The organism is Moritella sp. Urea-trap-13 (genome assembly GCF_002836355.1).
In the GTDB taxonomy this organism is placed as follows: domain Bacteria; phylum Pseudomonadota; class Gammaproteobacteria; order Enterobacterales; family Moritellaceae; genus Moritella.
Genome location: NZ_PJCA01000029.1, coordinates 76,666 through 100,337 on the forward strand (window position 1 = coordinate 76,666; position 23,672 = coordinate 100,337).

Genomic DNA, 23,672 nt, shown 5'->3' on the forward strand with positions numbered 1-23,672 from the left:
CCACAACCTCTTTTTATTACTTCCTTATAGGTAATGGCATCTATTTTAACAGTCACTAAATTACGCCCTGTAGCGCGCTTAGTTAGCAAGAATACTCCCCTCCCCCCAATACATCGTTTGAACCACTGAAAGCAGTACATGGTCAGCGGCAAAAATCTGAGTATAATTCTCATAGCTCGGGGTTTAATCGACCATCAGCAGTAAATAAGTCATTATCACTGTGATAAATCCAGCTTACTTTTCATGGCAAATATATGACCTAGATGTGGTTTAGAGTTGGTGTGGTGTCGAAATGGTGTGGATGTAGTTTAAGTATGGTTTAGATATGCTGGAGAGGTTGTGGAAATATTATGAATAATATTGTGAAAATAGAACAGTACTTACTGCTCTATTTCCTCATTATCTTAGTACTTTTTATATAAGCTCAAGTTGCCATTTTTATCAAACGCAATCACGTTAAAGTCTTTGTAGTCCTTACCTGGTGCAGCCATACCTGGCGAATGCTGCGGCATGCCTGGAGCGGAAAGACCGGTAATATTAGTCGGTCGTTCGCTAAGTAAGCGAGCGATGTCTTTTTCTGGTACGTGTCCTTCAACCATATAACCGTCTACAACAGCCGTGTGGCAAGACTGTAAGTTACTCGGCATACCGAATTTCTTCTGCACTGCTGACCAATCACGTTGGTGATGCACATTCACTTTATAGCCTTTTTCTTCCATGATATCTGCCCATTCAACGCAGCAACCACATGATGGTGATTTGTATAACTCAATAGTTGGTTTGGCGAATGCGACAGCGCTAAAGCTGAATGCTAATATTGCAATTAATTTTGTAATTGTTTTCATTTTAAATTCCCTAAATATCTATTACTTACTATATATGACTTACTATATATCACTTAATTTGGCTAGCTAACACACTCTACTTATAGACTAGTTCAATCATTGCTCTTTTGGCATTGACTGAATTGCAGTGGTCTACTTTGGCCTCATCTGATTCAATCTCAATCTCAATCTCAATCTCAATTGATGAAAATTCAGCAACAAGCAGGAGTGTGGTATTAACAAATGTTAAGCGATAGGAGGTCGATATAGGAGATCTGGGATGGCAAAACGAGCTTGGAATGAATCATTGTGGATCAGGCTTAGCGTGTAAGGCTGACCGGTATTCAAAGGGGATAATGAAATAATGGCATAACTTGTGGTCGCACTGGAGAAACAACATTGATTTTCAATATTACTTTCCAAAGAATCACAGCAGTTATCTTTTGCGTTGTTAGCCATCATCTGCCCGGCATCACAATGCATAGCATTATCGATGGCTGCAATGTTATTTGACCGTTCATGAGCAGAAAGTGGCGCATAGGCAAGCTGGCTCGAGAGTACAATACTCACTAGCAACAGACAGATCACCTTAATTACACGCCTTGGTATTAGCATCACAAACTCTTCTTACTTAATTACGATGAATTATCTATAAGACCTGCTATATTGTCAATATGCGGTGTATAAATAAACAGCGCCGCAAAAACTTGCTCTTACCCTCTTGACCTTACCATAGGGGTAATGCTTAAATTACATGTACTTTCATTAAAAGATGTCTTTCATGCGCGCCTTGGCTTTGGTTTTATTATTATTAATAAACTCATTTTCATTACCTCTTCAGGCAATGAACAGCCACGTTATGTCTGCAAATATCCCCTGCAATATGAACACAATGCCAGGAATGATGGCTAAAGTTGCGACGGCTCAGCAAGACAGTGCAGACGTTAACACCGACAACCACTGTCAAATGAATGATATGTCAACCAGTGCGGAGCTTACTACCGTGACTGAAAGTAGTTGTGATATGTCCAACAGTAGCAATTGCAGCACAGCTAGCTCACTGCCTTTTATCAGCATCAATGTATTAATGGTTGCGAGCAGCGCTCAAACAACGTCCGTATTGTATTCCCCTGCCTTTCTCCCTGAACAACATCCAGAAAGTTTATATCGTCCCCCTCTTATTGGTTGATTTTAATTACTCTAAAAATCAATTAATAAGGAATAAAAATGCCATCCAAAATTTATTTTGGGCTATTAACGTTATTTACATTTAATGTTAATGCTCAGCTGTTAACGCTATCTGTCGCGGAAGATCTTGCCCTGCACAGCGATCCAACAGCGCAGATCTATACTGCTCAGCAGACCCGTTTTCAAGCGCAAGCGATCAGTTCGTCACAACTGACGGATCCGATGATAAAACTCGGCCTCGCCAATGTACCGATAGACAGTTTCTCATTAACTGACGATCCCATGACGCAGTTTAGTATCGGTATGTCACAACAGTTTTCTCGCGGGGATACGCTGGCGTTAAACGCCAACAACTTCAACCTGCAGGCGCAGCAAAGCGTGCAACTGTCAGCCAATCGCCAGGCCGAGCTAAAGTTACAGATCAGAGAACTGTGGTTTGATATCCGCTTTACCAAACTCGCTCAACAGATTTTGCAAAAAAACCAAGCCTTATTTAAGTTGAATGTAGATAACCTCTACCGTCAATTTGAGCTCGGTTATAAGCAAAATCAAGACCTTATTAATGCCGAACTCGAGCTGGCTAAATTCGACGACAGAATTGCAGCATTCGCTCAACAAGAGCAGGCATTACGTGGCCAGCTGCTTGCGTGGATTGGTTCACAAGCTTTCGAACAACTCGACTCACAAATTCCTGAATGGCAAACAAGCCGTGATTATGCCAAGCAAGGTAAGGTTGTGCATTATCAACTGCTAGCAAGCCATCCTCAGGTACTGGCCGCGCAGCAAGCTATTGATGTGGCTGAAAACACCATCGAAATAGCCAATGAATCCTATAAACCGGCTTTTAAAGTCGATGTGGGTTACGGCCACCGAGAAGCATTAGACATGACAACAGGATCAGCGCGCAGTGATTTACTCAGTGGTTCTGTCACCATGAATATCCCCTTGTTTACCGGTAATCGCCAAGACCAAGTTGTCATCGCGGCCACCCAGGGTAAGGGCATCAAAAAAGCAGAGAAAGATCTGCTATTGATTAAATTCAATGGCATTTTAAACGGTGCTATCGCCAATTTTCTGAATACCGAATCTCGACTGCAACGCTATCAGGATACGCTACTTCCTCATGCCAAACGCAATACCGAAGCATCCTTACAAGGTTATCAGCTCAATACCAATAACTTTGAACAAATCATCAAGGCATTTATGGATGAGCAAGCGCTAGAGCTGGAATACCAGCAACTGCATTTTCAGAGTCTAAAAACATTAGCCCGCATTCGTTATTTTCAAGCATTATAGAGGTTTTCATGAAAACAATTATAGCCAGTTCAATTACGCTTGCCCTCGGGTTGGCCGCAGGTGTTTGGTTTACAACTTATCAAGCTGATAGTTTCGCTAATAGTGCGGCTAATAGTGCCGAAGCCACGCCTCTTTATTGGGTAGCACCAATGGACGCCAACTATCGCCGTGATCAACCCGGTAAATCACCGATGGGCATGGATCTCGTGCCAGTTTATCCCGATGTTCCAGTGTCAGCGTCAGCAGAGAAAGAACCGCTGTATTGGGTCGCTCCGATGGATGCCAATTATCGTCGCGATGAGCCCGGTAAATCACCGATGGGCATGGATCTTGTCCCTGTCTACGGCGAATCATCTGCAGCTGCAAGTGATGCAGGGTTAGTCACCATTTCTCCACGCGTAGAAAACAATTTAGGCGTGCGCACTCAAACCGTCAGCCAGCGTCCCTTCATCCCACAAATCAATACCGTGGGTCTGCTCGAGTTTAATCAACATACGCTATGGCAAATTAATAGCCGCGTATCTGGTTGGATAGAAAAGCTCTACATCAAAGAAGAAGGAGAGCAAGTAACGAAGGGCCAAAAACTACTATCACTTTATTCCCCTGAATTAGTTAAAGCCCAAGAAGAGTTGCTCAATGCATTACGTATCGGCAATAAAACCTTAATTTCATCATCAAAAAACCGTTTGTCTGCACTCGGTATCAGCAAAGAGCAGATCCGTCAGATTAGCAGCAAGCGCAAAGCCAAACAGAATGTCACGGTCTTCGCACCTGAGTCTGGTTTTATTACCAAGTTAGGCGTACGTGAAGGCGCTTACATCACGCCAGCCGCACAGATCATCGAAGCGGGACAGTTAGATGAGATCTGGCTGCAAGCTGAAGTATTTGAATCGCAAGCAGGTTTAGTACAAGTCGGCGATAAGGGTGAAATGCAACTTGATAGCTTCCCAGGCAGAACTTGGCATGGCGAGGTTGATTACATCTATCCAGAATTAAACGCAGCGACTCGAACACTGAAAGTCCGCGTTAAATTTAGTAATGAAGATAAACAGCTAAAACCTAATATGTTCGCCAAGCTGAAATTGCTCAGCCAAACTCAGTCCACCAGCTTACAGGTACCTCGCGAAGCCGTGATCCGTGCTGGCAATTTTGATCGGGTAGTACTGGCCAAAGGCGACGGTCAATATCAATCTGTCAGGGTTACGATAGGACGAGAATCAGCGGGTTATGTTGAAGTAATGACTGGGTTAGCCGCCGGGAACAAGGTCGTGACCAGTGCTCAGTTCCTGATAGATTCTGAATCTAGCTTAACAGCAGACTTTAGTCGCATCGATCCAGTCTCTTCGCAACAACAATCACCACAACAACCTGCAATGGCGATGGATCATTCGGCCATGAACCATGCAGCTATGGACCACTCGACAATGGATCACTCCGACATGGAGCAGCAAAAAACGGAGGCTGAAACTAGTACTAATTCAGATACTGAAATTGATAGTGATGACGCTTTGGATTGGTTAGACTTTGATGATGACGACGTAGAAGGTGACATGTAATGATCAAACGCATTATTGAATGGTCGATCCACAATCGGATGCTAGTCTTGTTAGCGACCTTTATTATTATTGTCTACGGTAGCTTTGTAGTCAAAAATACCCCGATCGACGCGATCCCAGATCTCTCCGATGTACAGGTGATAATTAAAACCAGTTACCCAGGACAAGCGCCACAAGTAGTTGAAGACCAAGTCACTTACCCGCTAACCACCGCGATGTTATCCGTACCAGGTGCAAAAACAGTGCGTGGTTTCTCCTTCTTTGGCGACTCTTATGTTTATGTCATTTTTGAAGATGGTACAGATATGTACTGGGCTCGGTCTCGGGTGCTTGAATACCTTTCTCAGGTAACACCGAATCTGCCTAGCACAGCCAAACCAGCATTAGGACCTGATGCAACAGGCGTTGGCTGGGTCTATTCCTATGCGTTAACCGATACCAGCGGTAATCATGATCTTAGCGAATTACGCAGTATACAAGATTGGTTCTTAAAGTATGAACTGCAAACCGTACCGGGTGTATCGGAAGTGGCTACGGTCGGCGGTATGGTCAAACAATACCAGATCAGCGTTGACCCAGATAAATTAAGCAGTTACCAAATTCCACTGTCTGCCATTAGCAACGCCATAAAACAGGGCAACCAAGAAGCAGGCGCCAGTGTGATTGAAATGGCTGAAGCGGAATATATGGTGCGCGCCAATGGTTATATCAGTTCTATTGAAGATCTGAAAAACATCCCGTTAAAACTGAGCGCAACTGGCACGCCGTTATTACTCGGTGATGTGGCCGACATCGTTATCGGGCCGCAAATGCGCCGTGGTGTATCGGAGCTTAATGGTGAAGGTGAAGTTGTTGGCGGTATCATCGTCATGCGTTACAGCGAAAATGCCCGTGATGTCATTGCAGCCGTCAAAGCTAAACTTAAAACGTTGCAGGGATCTTTACCGGAAGGTGTTGAAATTGTTCCGACTTACGATCGCTCTACCCTGATCGATAATGCAGTAGAAAACCTCTACGAAAAGCTATTTGAAGAGTTTCTAGTGGTCGTTGTCGTGTGCGCGGTATTCCTGTTCCACATCCGCAGCTCACTGGTGGTCTTAATCAGTTTACCCGTCGGTATTTTGGTGGCTTTTATCGTCATGTCTTGGCAGGGTATTAATGCCAACATCATGTCATTAGGCGGTATCGCTATCGCCATTGGTGCTATGGTCGACGGTGCTATCGTGATGGTTGAAAATGTGCATAAACACATGGAAAAAACACCGTTGACGGATGAAAATCGTTGGCAGGTGATCAGCAAAGCTGCATCCGAAGTCGGTCCAGCACTGTTCTTTTCCCTACTGATCATTACCTTTAGTTTCGTGCCAGTATTTGCACTGCAGGGACAAGAAGGCAAGATGTTTTCTCCCCTCGCCTTTACGAAGACCTATTCGATGGCAGCAGCAGCCGGACTCGCGGTGACTTTAGTGCCTATCCTGATGGGTTACTTCATTCGCGGTAAGGTACTACCAGAACACAAAAATCCGATTAATCGTGGTCTTATTGCCCTGTATCGACCGCTACTAACATTCAGCTTAAAAGCACCTTTACTGCTGTTATTCCTGGTTGCAGGTTTACTTGTCGTCGGCTTTTATCCGGTAAACAAGATCGGCAGTGAATTTATTCCACCTCTAGATGAAGGTGATCTAATGTACATGCCGACTACCTATCCGGGGATCAGTATCGGTAAAGCCAGAGAATTGCTGCAACAAACCAATAAATTGATCAAAACCGTGCCTGAAGTGGAACGCGTTTGGGGCAAAGCTGGACGTGCAGAAACAGCAACAGACGCCGCGCCATTAACGATGATAGAAACCTTCATCAGTTTAAAACCCAAAGATCAGTGGCGAGACGGCATGACATCTGCAGGTTTACGCGAAGAATTAGACTCGTTGATCAAGTTCCCTGGTGTCACCAACGCCTGGGTAATGCCAATCAAAACCCGCACCGACATGTTAGCCACTGGTATCAAAACCCCTATCGGTATCAAGGTAGCCGGAGAGAAACTAGCGGAAATAGAAAAAATTGGTAAAGACATAGAAAAAATATTGCTTAACGTTGAAGGTACAACCTCTGCTTATGCCGAGCGAGTCGCCGGTGGCCGTTATGTTAAGGTCGATATTCAGCGCGCAAAAGCCGCACGTTATGGTCTTAATATTGCAGATGTGCAAGCCGTTGTATCTACCGCAGTTGGCGGGATGAATGTTACTCAGACCATTGAAGGCTTAGAACGCTATCCGGTTAATGTGCGTTATCCACAAACCTACCGTGACAGCATAGAGCAAATGAAGTTGTTGCCGATAATCACACCGCAAGGCGCTCGTATTGCCTTAAGCGATGTCGCTAACGTCTATGTCGAAGATGGTGCGCCGATGATAAAAACTGAAAACGCCCGTCCTAACGGTTGGATCTATGTTGATATCGCTGGCCGCGACCTTGGCTCTTATGTACTAGACGCACAACAAGCCGTGGCAGAACAACTCGTCTTGCCTGCTGGTTATTCTATTACCTGGTCTGGTCAATACGAGTATATGCAGCGTGCGAAGGAAACTTTAACGGTGGTGATCCCTGCCACACTCGCTATTATCGTGTTATTACTCTATCTGGCATTTAGACGTGTCGGTGAAGTATTACTGATTTTGGGTACTTTACCTCTGGCTATGATCGGTGGTATCTGGTTACTTTACTTGCTCAACTATAATTTTTCGATTGCAGTCGGTGTTGGTTTCATCGCCCTCGCTGGTGTTGCCGTTGAGATTGGTGTCATCATGTTGGTTTATTTAAATCAATCACTCGATGCGGCTATTGCAGCTGGCCAGCTAACCAAAGCCAAATTACGTCAGGCAATAATGGAAGGTGCTGGCTTACGGGTACGTCCAGTGATGATGACCGTCGCGACTGTTATCATCGGCCTTGTGCCCATTATGTTTGGTGAAGGTACTGGCTCACAAGTGATGCAGCGTATTGCCGCACCGATGATCGGCGGTATGGCTTCAGCGTTAGTGCTGACCTTATTGGTACTACCGGCCATGTTCTACCTGTGGAAACAGTTCAGTTTGAAATCAATCATGACCGGTGACGATGACAGTACTGCAACCTCTAATAAAAAACTAACAACTACAATTAACAATTAAAATAAAAACAAGGAATAGACCATGTTAAAAAAGATGACAAAAACCATAGCAGGAACGCTGGTACTGTCTGCTGCACTAAGTCTGCCAGTATTCGCTCATGATGGCGAAACGCACTGTGAAGATACTCAGCTAAGCGGCGTGATGAAAGAAATGAATGACGACTTAAAATCCTATGTCGCGGCGTTTAAGCGTAGCGATGCCACGGCTATGCAAGCTCAGGTAACGAAGTTAATCGCCAATTCAATGAAGGCGAGAAATGAAGTTCCGACAAAGCTGAAGAATCATGACATGCCTGCTATGAACCATGACATGCCTGCTATGAATCACGACATGCCTGCTATGAACCATGACATGCCTGCTATGAATCACGACATGCCTGCTATGAATCACGACATGCCTGCTATGGATCATGACATGGCTGCGATGAATAAGGATATGCCTGCGATGGACCATAGCCAAATGGATAATATGCCAGGCATGGACCACCAAACTCATATGCAGCATCAGGGCTATCAGCAAGGCATTGAAAAATTGACCGGTCTGTTTAAACAATTACAAACAGCAGACGGCAAAAAAGAAGTTAAAACTGTGCTGAATGAAATCAAGCAACACACTAAGAAAAGCCATAAAGCATATCGTATTAAATGTGACTAATTCCCACTAGTCCTCCAGTAACCAAGCTGTCATTAATCATGTGGCAGCTTGGTTATTTCAATAACACTCGCTCACACAACCCCTCACTAACACTACTTATCTTTTCCTGCATTCTCACGCCCAAATTTTAAAAATATGCATGAATGAGTCTTCAGCTTATGGACAAATAGCGCTGTAACTACAACTATACTTATACGTTACAGATTCGATTACAAATGCGATTACAGATGCGATTACAGATAAGAAAGCACCATAAACGACTTTCAAATTATGGGTAAAGCATTGAGTGGCTTTTCTCCGACATGTTTATTACAAACCTAGGATAAAATCGATGAGAACAAAAGTTGAATTTCCGAGTCAAGGACAAAACCTCGCGGGCTTACTTGAGACGCCCGACCAACCAATACGAGCCTATGTATTATTTGCTCACTGTTTTACCTGTGGTAAAGACGTCGCCGCCGCATCGCGAATTAGCCGATTTTTGGTGCAACATGGATTTGCAGTGTTCCGCTTTGACTTCACCGGATTAGGCAATAGTGATGGGGATTTTGCCAATACCAATTTTTCATCCAATACCGAAGATCTACTTGCCGCTGCTACGTTTCTTGAACAGCAGCATCAAGCACCGCAGTTATTAATCGGACATAGTCTCGGTGGCGCCGCCGTTTTAGCGATGGCAGGCAAACTGCCAAAAGTAAAAGCAGTCGTCACCATTGCCGCACCGTTTGAAGCCAGTCATGTGATACACAACTTTGATGCCCACCTCGACACAATAGAACAAAGTGGCAGTGCCAAAGTAAGTTTAGGGCCGCGAGAATTCACCATTAAAAAACAATTTATCGATGACTTACGTAGCCAAACCACAGAGCATATACAGCATCTGAATAAGGCGTTACTGGTCTTACACTCGCCTATTGATTTAACCGTCGATATTGCCGATGCCGAGAAAATCTATAAAGCAGCCAAGCACCCGAAAAGTTTTGTCAGCTTAGATACCGCCGACCATTTGTTATCAAAATCAATAGACAGTGAATATGTCGCGCAAACAATTTCAGGATGGGCAAGTCGCTATATCCCCGCAGCCGATATCACCCGCCCAAGCGTGACTAAAGGACACATTACCGTCGCAGAATTAGATCATAAATTTCAGCAGTCCGTTTTTAGTGATCATCATAGCTGGTATGCCGATGAACCCACACAGGCCGGAGGGCAAAATACAGGCCCCGATCCCTACGAGCATTTATTGGCAGCGTTAGGTGCTTGCACCGCCATGACAATTAGAATGTATGCCAACCACAAAAAGATCCCACTTGAGCATGTCGAAGTGTCTTTATCTCACGAGCGTGATTATATAAAAGATGCCAGTAATGTGACGGAACCGAACCAACAAATAGAGTTATTAATCCGTAAAGTACAGCTGTTAGGGCCATTAAGTGATGCCGAAAAAACACGACTCATGGAGATCGCAGACAGGTGTCCAGTACATCGAACATTACACAGTAATCCACAAGTGGTGACGACACTGGTGGATGACATTATTTAATCATTATTACAGACGGAAATACTGCACCGTGAAGGTGCATGCAGCTTATTCTCTCTTTGGGTTTTCAATCATTGCATGCTTTAATCTTTCATTCAAACACACAGATTTTCGTTTGTTCTTAAATATGTTTAATAAGAATTGTCTCATGATATTCCTATCCCATTAGAGTTACATTGTCATATTGTAGTTACGTATTTTTATACGTGCCTTTTTTAATACACCAACTCTTTACACACCTCACAAAATAACACCGAAACTTACCTTTCAAGCTAAATTCATTGAAATATTGTGATATGACTTCTATTACCTCATTTTCCGCTATAATGCTTAATCAGTTATATGCACGTACTTAAGAGATATTAAAATACCATGGATATCAAAGGAACTTGCATCTCATCGATAGCAGATGAGCACGGCCCAATTTATGTTTACGAAACCAAGAACAGCCGCATTCTCAGCTTTGATGGCAAAATCTATCAAAGTTGTATGAAACTTAAAAAAATTAATGGCTTACATCTCGGCTACACCCAAGCCATGATGACGGGATTATTGTTTATCCCTAGCGTAACAACAGCGACCATCATGGGATTGGGCGCGGGTTCAATGGCCAAGAACCTGCTTCATAGTTTCCCCGCCTTGAACGTACACGCGATTGAATACCGTGCAGCGGTTGCGCAGACCGCAAAAGAATACTTTTACTTACCTGATACAGATCGCCTTGTCATTCATATCGACGATGCGGTGAACTACATGCAAAACACCGACGTGAAAAGCGATATTATCTTTTCAGATCTGTACAACTCACAAGGTATGGAACCGAAACAAGTACAACTATCCTACTTGCGTGATTGTAAAAATGCACTCAACGAGCAAGGTGTGCTAGTGCTCAATATCTGTCATACCACACTGGAGTTACGCAAAGAGTTAGATGAGTTGCTGGCGCTAGAATTTGACAAGCAATTAATCAGTTTCGATGTCGACAGTCACAATACGGTTGTACTGGCATTCAAAAATGATATGCCGTCGATAAGCCGAGAAGAGTTACTTGAGAAAGGGACATTGTTGCAAGAAGAAATGAACATTCCGATAGCACGTTATGCCCAGTTACTGTGTGATAGCCAAGGCTGGTAAGGACATACATTTTCAGCTGAGCTAAGCAGCGTAATACAAGAGTGGCTTAGCTCCAGCGATCAAAGAAAAACTAAAGCTTGTCATCCGATAACAATAACTTCGCACCTAATGCAATCAGCACTACGCCTGTTACACCTTCCATCCAATTCATCATGGCACTGCTTTTAAACAGCTTCTTGGCTGAATTAATGGCAAAAGCTAAACTACATTGCCAGACCATAGCGATTAAAAAATGGATACTTGCCATGGTAAAAGATTGCACAATCGGTGAGTGATTAAGATCGATAAATTGCGGTAAAAACGCGAGATAAAAAATCGCCGTTTTAGGATTAAGCACATTAGATAGAAAGCCTTCACGCAATGAACGTCTAGAGCTAGATAACGCATTATCTTCCTGAAGCATTGTAACTTTGTTGCTACCTTTGTAGATAGCGCGAAGACTGCCAAGACCTAACCAGATTAGGTATGCCGCACCAACCCATTTCACTAATTGAAACAGATCGGCCGATTGTAACAAAATAGCCGAGATACCAAGCGCCGAGAACATCGCATGCACAAACAACCCCGAGCAAATGCCGAGACTCGTCACACACCCATCTACGAATCCCGAGCGACTACTATTACGGATCACCAGCGCGGTATCAAGACCCGGTGTTAGTGTCAAAATGGTGATCGCAATCAAAAACGCTTCGAAATTTAAAATGTGCATCATTGTTACTCTATTAGGCAAAGTCTATGTATAACAAGAAACTAAGGTCGGAGTAAAATCTTATTGATGATTAATTGGAAACGCATCACTTAATTAGGAGTAATAATTTTTTAACCTAGCTAAAGCTGGATAAAGTTAATGAGAAACAAACATAAAACTAGGCATTAAAACATTGATAACTAAACATTCTTGCTGTGGAAGTAAAATAAAAAGTCTCCTAATATCAACGATGAATTGAATTAACTGTTTAATTCTAATAAATAAAAGAACTCTTACACAGATAGGATGGACTCATGAAAAAACGGAATTTTAAAAAACATAAATTAGCCATTACATTATTGGCTTTAAGTGCTTCGCCAATGGCGATCTCAGCGCCTGACACAAATTTGACTCTTGTGTCTGGAAAAGAAGCCGCAACAGCCAGTAGTTATGCTTGGATATATACTGACAGTTATCGCTCATACCCAGAAATGGCTGAATTTGCATTTGACAATATCGCCCACGAATACTCACAAGATCATGGATTAAATACCTATTGGCGTCCAAGCCAACAATCTAATGAATGGTTAATGCAGACACTTGCTAAACCAGAGATAGTGACAACATATTCTATTCAAGGGGAAAGTAATGAGATGTACCCTGAGAATTGGCAGCTACAGGGTAGCCAAGATGGACAATCGTGGATAACAATTGATGAACAACAGGATATGGAATTTGATTCTCGGGAGACTAAAACCTTTAATATTCCTGAAGATAGCCAATCCGATTACAGCTATTACCGTTTCTACTTTCCTAATAACGTCAAACCCATTGCAATCACAGAAGTGAAGCTGATGTCTCAGGGTGATGATGTCGAATTACCTAAAGATAGTAGGATCATGATTAATAAAAATGATGATTTTATTAACGTTCAATTAAGTGCAGACGAATATCACACTTGGAATAGCCAGGGAATTAATGGCAGTGATCATGCCAAAAACCTAACCAAAGAAATACTTTCTCAGTTCAACGATGACTTTGATTTTATCATGTACGTTATGAACAACGATACACGACCGCAAGGAATGCCATTTGGTGAGTTTTCTTTTGTGAAAAATGATACCAAAGGATTAGGTCTACATCAGTTCGACAGTAGTGAAGACTTTGGAGCACAAGGGACACTGCAAGGTATATTCACACTTTATGGTTCAATGAATAAACAAAGTATTTTGAAGGCGATGCACCTTGATGCGTCTTTACATGAAATGTTTCATCGCTGGGGTAACTGGATAATTAAACAATCTTATTATTCTCATTGGGATAATGTGGAAGGTGTTCTGACAAACGAAAGTGAATTTGCGCCTATCGAACTCTACCTTATGGGGTTAATTAGCTCTCCAGATGGGCAAGATAAAGATGTTTGGGATCTAGATAGTGAAACCGTTTATAACATGTGGAAAGACAGCCCTGAATATGAAGAAATAAAACCAGCGTTAGGCAATGCTCAAACTTCATATAGAGCCTTAGTCGTGCTGTTAACCAAGAAAGACAAACCTCTTGATGACGTGATGAGGGAAAAACTAAGTGCCAATATAGCCAACTTTGCCAGAACTGATGGTAAGCACAAGATTTACAATGGCGGCGCGTTTTCAAGTCGAAACTTTTGGCATGCAACAGGCGGTAGAGCAAACATTAATCTTGTTGATATAAAAGATGCCAGATTAAACAGAAAAGAGTAACAGAAAAGAGCAATAAACAAGAGCCGTAAACCAAAGCTCTGTTCACTTTAATCAAAAACCTCGGATTACGTTTGCCTGTAAATTCAGACAAACGTAAGCGAGGGGTATAGTCTAAATTTAGGATGCTCCGCACTATGCTAGAGACTACACTTTAACCATTTATGGCTACTCTTTAGTAAGCTTCACGTCTACCAGATTCCACTCATGAATATTTGACTCCGGCTCTATTCCACCTGTACACGAGCTATTATTAGTCGAGACATAGCAGCCACCGTAAGACGTCGGCTTAAACTTACGGCTGGAATGACGATAGATCACAAATGGTGTCACGGCTTCCCAATCTCCAGGTTGAAGGTGATGATCATCGACAACAATAAATTTGAGGTAACGTTGAGTCACACCACCAGCATTAGAACAAGCCACATTATCTACCATCGCCACTGGTTTAGCAGTACCATTAGAAACACTATCTATATCATAGGTTGAACTGCAGCCATCAAAACGCTGTACATAAACTAATACTTGCTTCATATTTTCTATCGTTGCAGTTTCATCGACCGGTTTCATTTTGATCATCAAATTGCTTCCGATACCAAATTTTTGAAGCTGATTATCATTTGCCTTAACCGGAACAATGCCAGCAAAGCTGACCTTGGTTTCTTTCAGCGCTTTAAAAGTCTCTTGATTGAGACGGCTGGAAAAAAGCGTTCCAACTTTTCCAATGGTCAAATTTTGGTGCGAAGCATCTTTGCTAGGTGCTGTAACAATAATTTTTTGTAGCACTTTTTTAAGCGCCTCATAATTACCATTTCCAGTTTCAGTAATATGCACGCGAATCATATTCGGCATATCATAGTTAAGTAAAGTTAACTCACCTGTGTTTGAATCTATTTTAGCGAAATCATCTCTTAACCCAGGATCAATAGCAAAGACCCGAGTACCAATTGCTGGTGTATTCAGTTCCAATCTGTATTTTTTCAGCGGTGTATATTCAATATTAACAATCGGAGTTGCAAGACCTGGATGAGGCGCTTTTTCCACCTTACCATGCACCGTCAGCTCTATTGACTTGTAGTTACGTGATGACGCCTTCACCTTCAGACTGTAATCACCACCATTTTTAATTTTAAGCTCGCCCGTGCTGCGGTTTACTAATTCGACCTTGTCATGGCCCGAAATTAACTCGAAAGTCATCTTCATCTCTTCAGCACTATTGCTGAATACTGGCGTGATAGATCTTCCCGATTCAAATACAGTTAGCGGATAGGCAACACTAAGTCGGTTTTCCGCTTGCCCTACAGTGACGTTGAAATAGGCCATACTTCCCACGTACTGTTCAGTGCCACTGTCGGTAACACTGATCGTAGTAGTGCCAGCATTGAGCACTGTCATCGAGCCACCACTCGTACTGACATCATCATTCATTTTAACCACGTCTGTCGCTGACTCAGGAGCCAATGCAAACGTCAGTTTACCGTGAGAACCAGAAATCGTCGGGGTTTGGATTGTCGGCAGAGTCGTATCGTAATTACTCGTAACATTACCCGCTGCTTTAAGCGTTGAGCCCACTTTATTGACGATCACTGGCACGTCTACTGGCTTAGACTGCTTATAGTTGGCACTCGCGTCACTATAAAGAGAAAGAGTTGTCGAACCAGCCTTAAACAAATTAATGCACTTTAATTTTTCATTATATTTCGCAATGCTCTCATCACTATTGGCCATTGTCACAAGATGACCTTTGTTACCTTGCACATAAAGGCTAATAGAGAAACAGCCCGCGGCATAGTCGGTAGTCAGCCCTGCAACCTTCATTGCCGGATGATCACCAGGAGCAATATCCAAAACCAGTGATTCGGGGTCAGACTCAAGATAAAAATCGTCACCGAGATCCTTGACTGTCAACTTTATTTTTCCAGCCTTTTTAACTTCAACAAGCTGACCAGAAATAACAACCGCAGAAGAATTACTGGTAATAACCAGTTTTCCTTTCTGCCCCTCAATTTCAGGCGTGATGACTAAATCGTCGGCATAGCTGCGTTTAATCTTGTTATCAGATTTAAGACCGGGATGCGGCGCCTTGGTAACGGTATAATGAAAATCATTCAATGACGACGGATAGTTTGAGTTACTGCTGTCAATCACTCTGATGTTAGCTGTACCAACACCAATGATCTGCGGATAACCCGATATTTCATTGATCTTGATAACATTGTTGCCGTCCTCAATTTCATAGCGTGGATGACCAACCACATTGCTCACATTCGGTTGGATTATTTTTCTATCTAAATAGGTAAAGATCTGATTTTCAACACTTATAGTCTGGCGGTGACCCTGCGAAATATCAACTCTGAAATACACCGTTTTAGAATTTTCATTGTAGCGATCATCATAAGTTACCGTAACCTCAACAACTGTATGTCCCACTTTTTTGACCGTCATCAAACCGTTCTGGCTATCAATATCAATCACGTCTTGATCGATATTGCCGTCGGAATAAATCTTATAATTATATTTAGTGCCGTCATCCCCGCTCAAGCATTGCGGCGACAAGGTCAACCCTTGTGAATATACAATATCGGTAAAGTTGGTACATTCAACAATACCCGGAGTGAGCGCTTTAATGAAAACTGGAATATTGATACTCGCAGGGGCATATTTGTCATTCCCCGCGTCTTCAATGATAACAGTAGCGTGTCCTACATGATGGGGTTCAAGTTCACCACTTTCGGCATTGATAGCGAGAAGGCTTAGGCTGTCATCTGCAAGCCTGTAACTCACCGCTCCCTTGTTATTTTCTGCATTAACGACTCCGATACTGTCGACTGAGATATATTGAGGCTGCGCACTTAGTGCGTAGTTAATGCCCTTGTCAATTGTAACTGTAAAGGTGGTGATCGAATCCTCATATACCGTACTAGTATCTGTCACTTCAATCGTGAGTGTACCTGGACTGGATACCGAAATTTTACCATTTTGAGGATCGATGTACGCAATATGTTCTGGGATACTATCAATCAAGCGGTAAGTTGGAGTGCCCATGATATTGTCAACCCATGGGTTGATAAACAACTGCTCAGTATAGTTACTTGTAATGTCTTCAACTTCTAGAGCACGGCGTTGAGTCTTATCTGATGGGGTGCTTTTATTACCACCATCATCACTACCGCTGCTACCGCAACCAGATAGTGACAGAGTTCCAGCAGCAAGCATTGTGCCAACAAGTATAATTGTTAATCTTCGTATTGTTATCATGTACAGATCCCAGTTACAGCTCTCCATGCTAGACATTTTTTAATTTATAATATTTTATTTATCTTGGCGATTCTAGAACTTTTACTCTAAAAATGCAACAGTGTGTCTTAAATATATAAATTAAGGATCTATTTAACTGGCAATTGTGGGATTGGTGTAATACGGAACGATAACTACAGAGGGAATAATCAGCCGATTGCAGAAACTAAGTTGCAATCGGCTGGTAATAGTACTGATACTGATAATAATACAGCTAATCGTTAGCTAGTAACTAGCTTTGTAATATCATCAATGGCATAGCAAGTAATTCATCGCCCATACCAGCAAAGTACCAAATAACGCCAATAAGAGCGCCAACTGTAGTCATATACCAGATAGCAGAAAACACTTGTCCGTATTTATCCAGCGGCAATAAATGGCTTTGATGACGGTTACGCCATTCAAATATGATCTCGACACTACCGATTAATAGCATGAAACCAAGCAGCGCTAGTCCTAAGCTATAACTGATAAATATCCCTGCTACTGCACCAGCGATACAAGCCACCAGCCCAACGATACTGTTCATCGAAAAGCTAATACTTTTAAGGATGTGACCACCATCTAGCGGTAAAATCGGTAACAAGTTAAAGAGATTCAGCAAGGCGTTAAAGCTAGCTAGTCCAGCAAAGAATATCTCCCCTGTTGCCCAGTAAGCTATAAGTGATAGCAACGACATGAGCAAGCCAAAGGTCGGGCCCATAATCGAGATCACGACATCTTGCCAGCGAGTATTAATCTTGTCATCGCCTAATGCTAAACCGCCCATAAACGGGATCAGGTAAATACCCTTGGTCTTCATGCCAAAGTATTTCATCGCTTTAACATGACCGTACTCATGAAATACTAAGCAAGCGATTAAGGCCAGTGCGAATTCCCATGAAAATAACCATGAATAAGCCGCTAGACTCGCGCCCGCTAATACAACCTTGATAACCTTGGCACTTTTTAATAATTTAAGTGCCAACGAGCCCAAGCCAATTAAGCTAAATTTTTTCTGTACGGCAACCGGATGTTGCGGGGTTTGTCGTTCAATATCTTTGGTGTCGCGCTGACCTTCGTTAATAAGCTGTTCGTTCACATACAGCGCATAATCGATTTTGAAGGGTTGCCAGAGCAGATCTGTGGTGAGCTTGACGATAATGTTAGCAGCTGGCTGCGAGTCTAGAGCCTCATTGCTATGTTGCATGAGTTCAAATTCGTGCGTTTTACTGCCCTCGTTATCACTAGACGCGTTGATTACTGAAACGAGTTTGTCGCCCCAAAATACTTGTTGCCAGCCCGCTAACGAGCCTTCTAGCCGTAGCGATTTGCCAAGGCAGTCAATGTTTAATAATTCCAAGTTAAGCCTTTGTATTTATGCGGCGGTAAGGCCGAGTAAATAGAATTTAAATTACTGCCGTGACAGTATGTTTGTCGATGGCAGAGTATAACAAAAAGTTTAGCAAAGGCATTAGCAAAAATAAAAAACCGATAACAGTACCCTAAATTTACCGTAAGCGAAGCATCACTGACTAACAGAAACCTGGAAACGGCTAGTACACATTAACAACTTCATCATAAATCCAATTAAAGTTAATAATAATCAACTCGTAACCCATTCCACATGCATGCTCTACAGCCATTTTCATGTCTTGAAGTTCGCTTTCAAATACACCATCAAAAAGTTCTTCATCGTCATCAATATCGTTTTCAGAAAATAAATAACATCGTTCGATACTACCCGTTAGTTTGTAAGTATTATCTTTTCGCCTTCTTTTAGCGCTTTCAAAGTAGATATCAATACTGATAGAAGAGAAGTCCTCTTCAATTGCAAATATCAAGTTATCAAAAGCATCTGTAATTAATCCTCCTGATTCTTGTATTTCAACATCAGAAAAATGATATTTTAGTTGGAGTTCAAAAGAAGCTGAAATATTGACGGAACAATTTTTGGGTGTCGCTTGTTTTGTGTTTTCAATTATATTTTTCATAACTTGCCCTATTAACTAGATGAATAGTTATATTAACTTTCTAGCTCGAGAGTAAATTAGCTATACAAATTCACTTAGTCATGAAAGCACAGCTAAACAACAGTACTTACATTTCAATCACTTAAAGAATAAAACCATTTAAACTTGAGGTTCACATATACTATAAGCAATTGAAAATAAAGAGTCTATTTACTCTTTCGCTATTTTAGATTCAATATAATCAAAGATATTATTATGAAATATAAGATGAGATATTCGCTCTTCGGTCAAATATTCTTTTGACACTATTTTCTTGTCACCCTTACATAGCCCTAGATTTCCTAATTGTTCTTGACTAAATTTACTACTGTATTTAAGGCTGCCATCAGGTAATACAGTCATCAAAAACACATCAAACAATGAGTCATAAGCAGCTGTTAAAATTAACCCATTATTAGGATTAAGGCGAAACGCATTCAACATTTCTTCTGGAATTTCATTTTTAATTTCTTTAAATTCATTAGTAATTCCAGATTCAGCTATAAAGTCAGATTTAGGACTCCAAGGTATTATATGTGATGCTATTAATGATTCTTTTGGTACATTTCCAGATATCATGCACCTCTCTTTGCTTTCATTTAGCAATGCAGTTCTAAACGCCCCCTGCCCAATACGATGTAATTGTTCAGTTTTCCCTCTTGATGTAGTGGGAGTACTTGATGATATTACTTGGTTACTTTTACCTTCAATATCATTTATTTTTAAAGTCGTTTTGTCATTCAACCAAAGAGATAAAATAGAATGCTGAATTTCAAATAATGGCTTATGCTCGATTAATTTTTGAAACGATTCTTTTAAATTCTTTATAGGTGTATCGTTTAAATTTATTTTCATGCCTAAATAATGAAATAAATGCCCATGATTCTTACTTGGATGTTTATCAAAAAACCATTGATTAAATTTAGTATCACTTCTCTTTAATTTATTGACCGTATGACCCTTAATTATAATGTCTATAAAAGGAGCATTCATTGCTTCAACTAGATTGATGTCATCTAATCCCGATTTAAACATGATAATTATGCCGACGTGATTGCTATCAATGACACCAAACTCAATTCGACCTGTTTTTTGTGCAACCTCATCTTTCTTACCTTCCCTAGATTCAATAGAAAGTACAATATTCTTGTTTTCCTCCTTAATTATATCTCTAATAATCATACGGTCATTAGCTATGGCATCAATACATTGACTAATGAATACGTCAGCATCCTCTTTTTTACTATCATCAAATTTATTTACAAAATTCTCGATAATCATTTTAGTTCTGCGATCAAAATCGAAGTTTTTCTCTTTCTTTAAATTCATGCTACATCATCCTTAAAGTTCTGAATCAGTCCCACTTAATGGGATTTCACAGTGACTAATAAATTGTCCATCAGTTCGTTACATCATATCTAAATTAATTATAACCGATTGAATAATTAACTTATTATTATTTATAATGCTAGATCGTATTATTGATAAATACTTACGCCAAGCACAACAGTTCAGCGTATTTATCGAATGGGATAACAACACTTCGAATCTGGCAGATACGACTATAAGATAAGGACTAGCTAACAACCAAGCAATGACCAATACGGTCTATGCCAGTGTTTATATACGAACGATAAAAGTTGGCGGATAAAAGCTTTAATGGGAGTTATAAATAGGCGGGGATAAACTTGGCACCTTTAACGGCTAGCTATAACTAGCCATTAAAGACGCACTGCATTACTTACCTTGTATTTCTTGGGTAATTTCCGTTAATACCTGCTTGAATGTATCTGCAGTTTGGCCACCAGCAATAGAATACTGATTATTAATAATGAAAGTCGGCACCGAACTAATGCCCCTGTCCATACTCAGCTTTTGTTCTGCACGTACTTGCGCAGCATACTCATCAGAGTCGAGGATGTTTTTAGCTACTACAACATCAAGACCAACTGAATCAACGACCTTAATAAGCGTTGCATCATCACTCAAAGATACATTGTCAGTAAAGTGCGCGCTAAACAAGGCCATTTGTAATGCATGTTGCTTGCCTTGCTCGTTAGCCCACGCTAATAATCGGTGTAAATCAAAGCTGTTGATCATGCGCATATTGGGATTAAAGTTAAAATCAAAACCAACATCTTTACCGCGTTGACTGATCATCTCTCTGTTCTGCGCACTTTGCTGTTCGTTGATACCGTACTTCTCAACCAAGTGCTCTTGCATGTCTTGACCTGTACTCGGCATCTGCGGATTCAGTTCAAACGGTAGCCAGTTGATTGTCGCTTCAATGCCCGGCGCAAGTTGTGCCAGCGCAGACTCTAAGCCTTTGTATCCAACGATGCACCAAGGGCACATCACGTCTGACACAATATCGATTTGTAATTGACTCATGTTAAATTGACTCATGTTAAATTTAATCCCGTTTAATAAAACAAAAAGTAAGTGACGATTAGCCACTTACTTCATAAAACAGTCACTACATTGGTAATTAAAGTTTTACAATCAATTTACCTTTGTTCTCACCAGTAAAGAATAAGTTTAAGCCATCAATAGATGATTCCAAGCCTTCTAATACATGCGATCTGTGCTTGATTTTACCGGCCATTACGTAAGGTGTTAGTTTTTCTAACAATGCAGGTACTTCGTGGAAATGATCCGGCATAGTGAAACCTTGAATAGTCAGGCGACGTTTAATCACGTTCAACCAGCTTGGACCTGGTGTTGGTACTTCGTTAGCGTAATCCGCGATCAGACCACATACCATCACACGGCCATGTGGATTCATACGATCAACAATTAAACTTTGGATCGCACCACCGGTATTTTCAAAATACAAATCGATACCATCAGCGGCATGCTCTGCAAGTTGCGCGTCTAAATCATCACTCTTGTAGTTAATCGCTGCATCAAAACCTAATTCGTTAACAATCCAATCAGCTTTTTCGTCACTGCCAACAACACCAATTACTTTCAGGCCATCTGCTTTTGCTAACTGACCAACAATAGAGCCAACCGAACCTGCTGCACCCGTAACAATAATGGTTTCACCTTTTTTAGGTTTACCCACATTAAATAAACCTTGAGTAGCAGTTAATCCAGGTAACGCAAAAATTGATAATATCGCTTCATCAGGTAATGGCGCTGTTACTTTATTTAGACCTTGGCCGTTGCTTAGGAAATATTCCTGCCAACCCATCATGCCCATCATGCGGTCCCCAACGTTAAAATCAGGGTGATTACTTTCGACAATTTCGCCGATACCAGAACTACGCATCACATCACCTAAGCCTACTGGTGGAATGTAGCTGTTGGTATCAGGGCTCATCCAGCCAAACATAGCAGGATCAAGTGACATATGACTTTGCTTAACTAAAAACTCGCCCTCGCCCACAGTCGGCATTGGTTTTTGCACTGTTTCAAATAGCGCTGCATTGATTGGACCGCCAGTTGGACGTTTAATAAGATTGATCGCTGTATATGTTGTCATGTGCTTGCTTCCTGTGCTTAATATTGTCTTAAAGGTTAAGAGTACTGTCTTAAAGGTGAGTCATATTGTCTGAAAGATAATTAACTATGAGTCATTATTGTCTTATTTTAATGTAAGATATAGATACTAATTAGCGAATGTTTATTGTTATAAAGACAATAATGGCGATGAGAGTGAATGATGGATCAATTAAGAGCATTAAAGTATTTTGTAAAAGTGGTAGAACATGGCAGTTTTAGTAAAGCCGCTGAGTTGTTTTCTGTGCCGCCTTCATCGTTGTCGCGCAGGGTTGCAGACCTAGAGAAAAGCCTTGGCGCTACGCTATTAAAACGTACGACAAGAGCGGTGAGCTTAACTGAAATAGGTCAAATCTATTATCAACAGGTCAACGAAGTGCTGTCTTTATTAGCACACAGTGATGAAACGGTAAGAAACTATCAGTCGACACCAATGGGCGTGCTGAATATCAGCTCGATGGTGGGTTTTGGTGAACGCATATTATTACCGCTGTTAGACGAATTTAGAGCGCTATATCCGCAGATCACCTTGAATGTAAGCCTGAGTGATGACTTATCGACGTTAGGTCGTGATGAAGTCGACCTCGCTATTCGTGGCGGCTATGCACCCGATGAACGCGTACTGGCTATCAAGTTGATGGATAATAATTTCATCGCCGTCGCCGCCCCCAGTTATTTAGAAACCTACGGTGTGCCCGTTAATGCCATGGAGTTAAAGCAACACAAAGGCCTGTATTTTAAAGCCCCGAATGGCCCTACCCCTTGGATCTGTGAAATAGATAATCAGTGGCATGATGTTTCCGCAGAGCGGGTTCTCATCAGCAACAATGGCAAATGGCTAGTAGAGAAAGCCGTGGCAGGATTAGGTATTTTGTTGATGCCACGCTGGGCATTAAAACCGTATATTGAATCCGGTGCACTCACAGAGCTGACTATTACACCAAGCATTAATATCACGCAGCAGGCTAACTTGGGGGTATTTTTGTTGTATCAAAAGCAGCGCTATCAAGTACCGAAAATAAAAGCCGCAGTGGACTTTCTAGTTGAAAGAGTTAAAGGGGTTTATTAGGATTGGATACGAGCGGCACAAG

18 protein-coding genes are annotated in these 23,672 nt (G+C 41.6%); 9 read left to right on the forward strand and 9 right to left on the reverse strand.

Annotated features, from left to right (window positions below):
* Positions 1-404: 404 nt before the first annotated feature.
* Together CXF93_RS07230 and CXF93_RS07235 are read right to left on the reverse strand one after the other, a co-directional pair.
* Positions 405-845: a DUF411 domain-containing protein gene (locus CXF93_RS07230; RefSeq protein ID WP_101061758.1), complete on the reverse strand. Its 441-nt coding sequence runs from the start codon at positions 843-845 to the stop codon at positions 405-407.
* A gap of 225 nt (positions 846-1,070) precedes the next feature.
* Positions 1,071-1,394 (reverse strand): hypothetical protein, encoded by a 324-nt coding sequence (locus tag CXF93_RS07235; RefSeq protein WP_232784137.1) that lies wholly within the window; start codon positions 1,392-1,394, stop codon positions 1,071-1,073.
* A gap of 322 nt (positions 1,395-1,716) precedes the next feature.
* Here CXF93_RS07235 and CXF93_RS07240 point away from each other — a divergent pair, with 322 nt between their 5' ends.
* From CXF93_RS07240 to CXF93_RS07270, 7 genes are all read left to right on the forward strand, one after another.
* Positions 1,717-2,013: a hypothetical protein gene (locus tag CXF93_RS07240; RefSeq protein WP_157824428.1), complete on the forward strand. Its 297-nt coding sequence runs from the start codon at positions 1,717-1,719 to the stop codon at positions 2,011-2,013.
* A 38-nt stretch (positions 2,014-2,051) separates the two neighbouring features.
* Positions 2,052-3,308: a TolC family protein gene (locus CXF93_RS07245; protein ID WP_101061761.1), complete on the forward strand. Its 1,257-nt coding sequence runs from the start codon at positions 2,052-2,054 to the stop codon at positions 3,306-3,308.
* Between the two features lie 8 nt (positions 3,309-3,316).
* Positions 3,317-4,864: an efflux RND transporter periplasmic adaptor subunit gene (locus tag CXF93_RS07250; protein ID WP_101061762.1), complete on the forward strand. Its 1,548-nt coding sequence runs from the start codon at positions 3,317-3,319 to the stop codon at positions 4,862-4,864.
* Entirely contained in the window at positions 4,864-8,037 is a 3,174-nt protein-coding gene (locus CXF93_RS07255; RefSeq protein ID WP_101061763.1) for an efflux RND transporter permease subunit, read from the forward strand. The genes CXF93_RS07250 and CXF93_RS07255 overlap by 1 nt, the downstream gene beginning before the upstream one ends.
* 21 nt (positions 8,038-8,058) lie before the next feature.
* Positions 8,059-8,691 carry a copper resistance protein CopA gene (locus CXF93_RS07260; RefSeq protein WP_101061764.1) on the forward strand — a complete coding sequence of 211 codons (633 nt, stop codon included), beginning with the start codon at positions 8,059-8,061 and terminating at the stop codon, positions 8,689-8,691.
* Between the two features lie 331 nt (positions 8,692-9,022).
* On the forward strand, positions 9,023-10,234 hold the full coding sequence (locus CXF93_RS07265; RefSeq protein ID WP_101061765.1) for a bifunctional alpha/beta hydrolase/OsmC family protein: 1,212 nt from the start codon (positions 9,023-9,025) through the stop codon (positions 10,232-10,234).
* A gap of 369 nt (positions 10,235-10,603) precedes the next feature.
* Positions 10,604-11,365 (forward strand): spermidine synthase, encoded by a 762-nt coding sequence (locus tag CXF93_RS07270; protein ID WP_101061766.1) that lies wholly within the window; start codon positions 10,604-10,606, stop codon positions 11,363-11,365.
* A 70-nt stretch (positions 11,366-11,435) separates the two neighbouring features.
* Here CXF93_RS07270 and CXF93_RS07275 read toward each other — a convergent pair whose 3' ends face one another.
* On the reverse strand, positions 11,436-12,074 hold the full coding sequence (locus tag CXF93_RS07275) for a LysE family translocator (protein WP_101061798.1): 639 nt from the start codon (positions 12,072-12,074) through the stop codon (positions 11,436-11,438).
* Between the two features lie 293 nt (positions 12,075-12,367).
* On the opposite strand from CXF93_RS07275, the gene CXF93_RS07280 reads away from it, so the two are divergent.
* Complete coding sequence (locus CXF93_RS07280; protein WP_232784135.1) at positions 12,368-13,792, forward strand: discoidin domain-containing protein; 1,425 nt, start codon at positions 12,368-12,370, stop codon at positions 13,790-13,792.
* 165 nt (positions 13,793-13,957) lie between these two features.
* Here CXF93_RS07280 and CXF93_RS07290 read toward each other — a convergent pair whose 3' ends face one another.
* From CXF93_RS07290 to CXF93_RS07315, 6 genes are all read right to left on the reverse strand, one after another.
* Entirely contained in the window at positions 13,958-17,047 is a 3,090-nt protein-coding gene (locus CXF93_RS07290; protein ID WP_101061767.1) for a hypothetical protein, read from the reverse strand.
* Positions 17,048-17,318: 271 nt separating this feature from the next.
* Complete coding sequence (locus CXF93_RS07295; RefSeq protein ID WP_101061768.1) at positions 17,319-18,428, reverse strand: site-2 protease family protein; 1,110 nt, start codon at positions 18,426-18,428, stop codon at positions 17,319-17,321.
* A gap of 193 nt (positions 18,429-18,621) precedes the next feature.
* Positions 18,622-19,059, reverse strand: coding sequence for a hypothetical protein (locus CXF93_RS07300; protein ID WP_101061769.1), 438 nt, complete (start codon positions 19,057-19,059; stop codon positions 18,622-18,624).
* A 189-nt stretch (positions 19,060-19,248) separates the two neighbouring features.
* Positions 19,249-20,406, reverse strand: coding sequence for an HNH endonuclease signature motif containing protein (locus CXF93_RS07305; protein WP_101061770.1), 1,158 nt, complete (start codon positions 20,404-20,406; stop codon positions 19,249-19,251).
* Positions 20,407-20,814: 408 nt separating this feature from the next.
* Positions 20,815-21,483 (reverse strand): DsbA family oxidoreductase, encoded by a 669-nt coding sequence (locus CXF93_RS07310; RefSeq protein WP_101061771.1) that lies wholly within the window; start codon positions 21,481-21,483, stop codon positions 20,815-20,817.
* An 82-nt stretch (positions 21,484-21,565) separates the two neighbouring features.
* Complete coding sequence (locus CXF93_RS07315; RefSeq protein WP_101061772.1) at positions 21,566-22,564, reverse strand: NADP-dependent oxidoreductase; 999 nt, start codon at positions 22,562-22,564, stop codon at positions 21,566-21,568.
* A gap of 180 nt (positions 22,565-22,744) precedes the next feature.
* Here CXF93_RS07315 and CXF93_RS07320 point away from each other — a divergent pair, with 180 nt between their 5' ends.
* Positions 22,745-23,650: a LysR family transcriptional regulator gene (locus CXF93_RS07320; protein ID WP_101061800.1), complete on the forward strand. Its 906-nt coding sequence runs from the start codon at positions 22,745-22,747 to the stop codon at positions 23,648-23,650.
* The last annotated feature ends 22 nt before the right edge of the window (positions 23,651-23,672 follow it).

Excerpts from the sequence above, each read along its gene's own strand:
- CXF93_RS07305 (WP_101061770.1), bottom strand. The coding sequence starts at position 20,406 with ATGAATTTAAAGAAAGAGAAAAACTTCGATTTTGATCGCAGAACTAAA.
- CXF93_RS07240 (WP_157824428.1), top strand. The coding sequence starts at position 1,717 with ATGCCAGGAATGATGGCTAAAGTTGCGACGGCTCAGCAAGACAGTGCA.
- CXF93_RS07270 (WP_101061766.1), top strand. The coding sequence starts at position 10,604 with ATGGATATCAAAGGAACTTGCATCTCATCGATAGCAGATGAGCACGGC.
- CXF93_RS07300 (WP_101061769.1), bottom strand. The coding sequence starts at position 19,059 with ATGAAAAATATAATTGAAAACACAAAACAAGCGACACCCAAAAATTGT.
- CXF93_RS07245 (WP_101061761.1), top strand. The coding sequence starts at position 2,052 with ATGCCATCCAAAATTTATTTTGGGCTATTAACGTTATTTACATTTAAT.
- CXF93_RS07290 (WP_101061767.1), bottom strand. The coding sequence starts at position 17,047 with ATGATAACAATACGAAGATTAACAATTATACTTGTTGGCACAATGCTT.
- CXF93_RS07265 (WP_101061765.1), top strand. The coding sequence starts at position 9,023 with ATGAGAACAAAAGTTGAATTTCCGAGTCAAGGACAAAACCTCGCGGGC.
- CXF93_RS07275 (WP_101061798.1), bottom strand. The coding sequence starts at position 12,074 with ATGCACATTTTAAATTTCGAAGCGTTTTTGATTGCGATCACCATTTTG.
- CXF93_RS07315 (WP_101061772.1), bottom strand. The coding sequence starts at position 22,564 with ATGACAACATATACAGCGATCAATCTTATTAAACGTCCAACTGGCGGT.
- CXF93_RS07320 (WP_101061800.1), top strand. The coding sequence starts at position 22,745 with ATGGATCAATTAAGAGCATTAAAGTATTTTGTAAAAGTGGTAGAACAT.
- CXF93_RS07310 (WP_101061771.1), bottom strand. The coding sequence starts at position 21,483 with ATGAGTCAATTTAACATGAGTCAATTACAAATCGATATTGTGTCAGAC.
- CXF93_RS07230 (WP_101061758.1), bottom strand. The coding sequence starts at position 845 with ATGAAAACAATTACAAAATTAATTGCAATATTAGCATTCAGCTTTAGC.
- CXF93_RS07260 (WP_101061764.1), top strand. The coding sequence starts at position 8,059 with ATGTTAAAAAAGATGACAAAAACCATAGCAGGAACGCTGGTACTGTCT.
- CXF93_RS07255 (WP_101061763.1), top strand. The coding sequence starts at position 4,864 with ATGATCAAACGCATTATTGAATGGTCGATCCACAATCGGATGCTAGTC.
- CXF93_RS07250 (WP_101061762.1), top strand. The coding sequence starts at position 3,317 with ATGAAAACAATTATAGCCAGTTCAATTACGCTTGCCCTCGGGTTGGCC.
- CXF93_RS07280 (WP_232784135.1), top strand. The coding sequence starts at position 12,368 with ATGAAAAAACGGAATTTTAAAAAACATAAATTAGCCATTACATTATTG.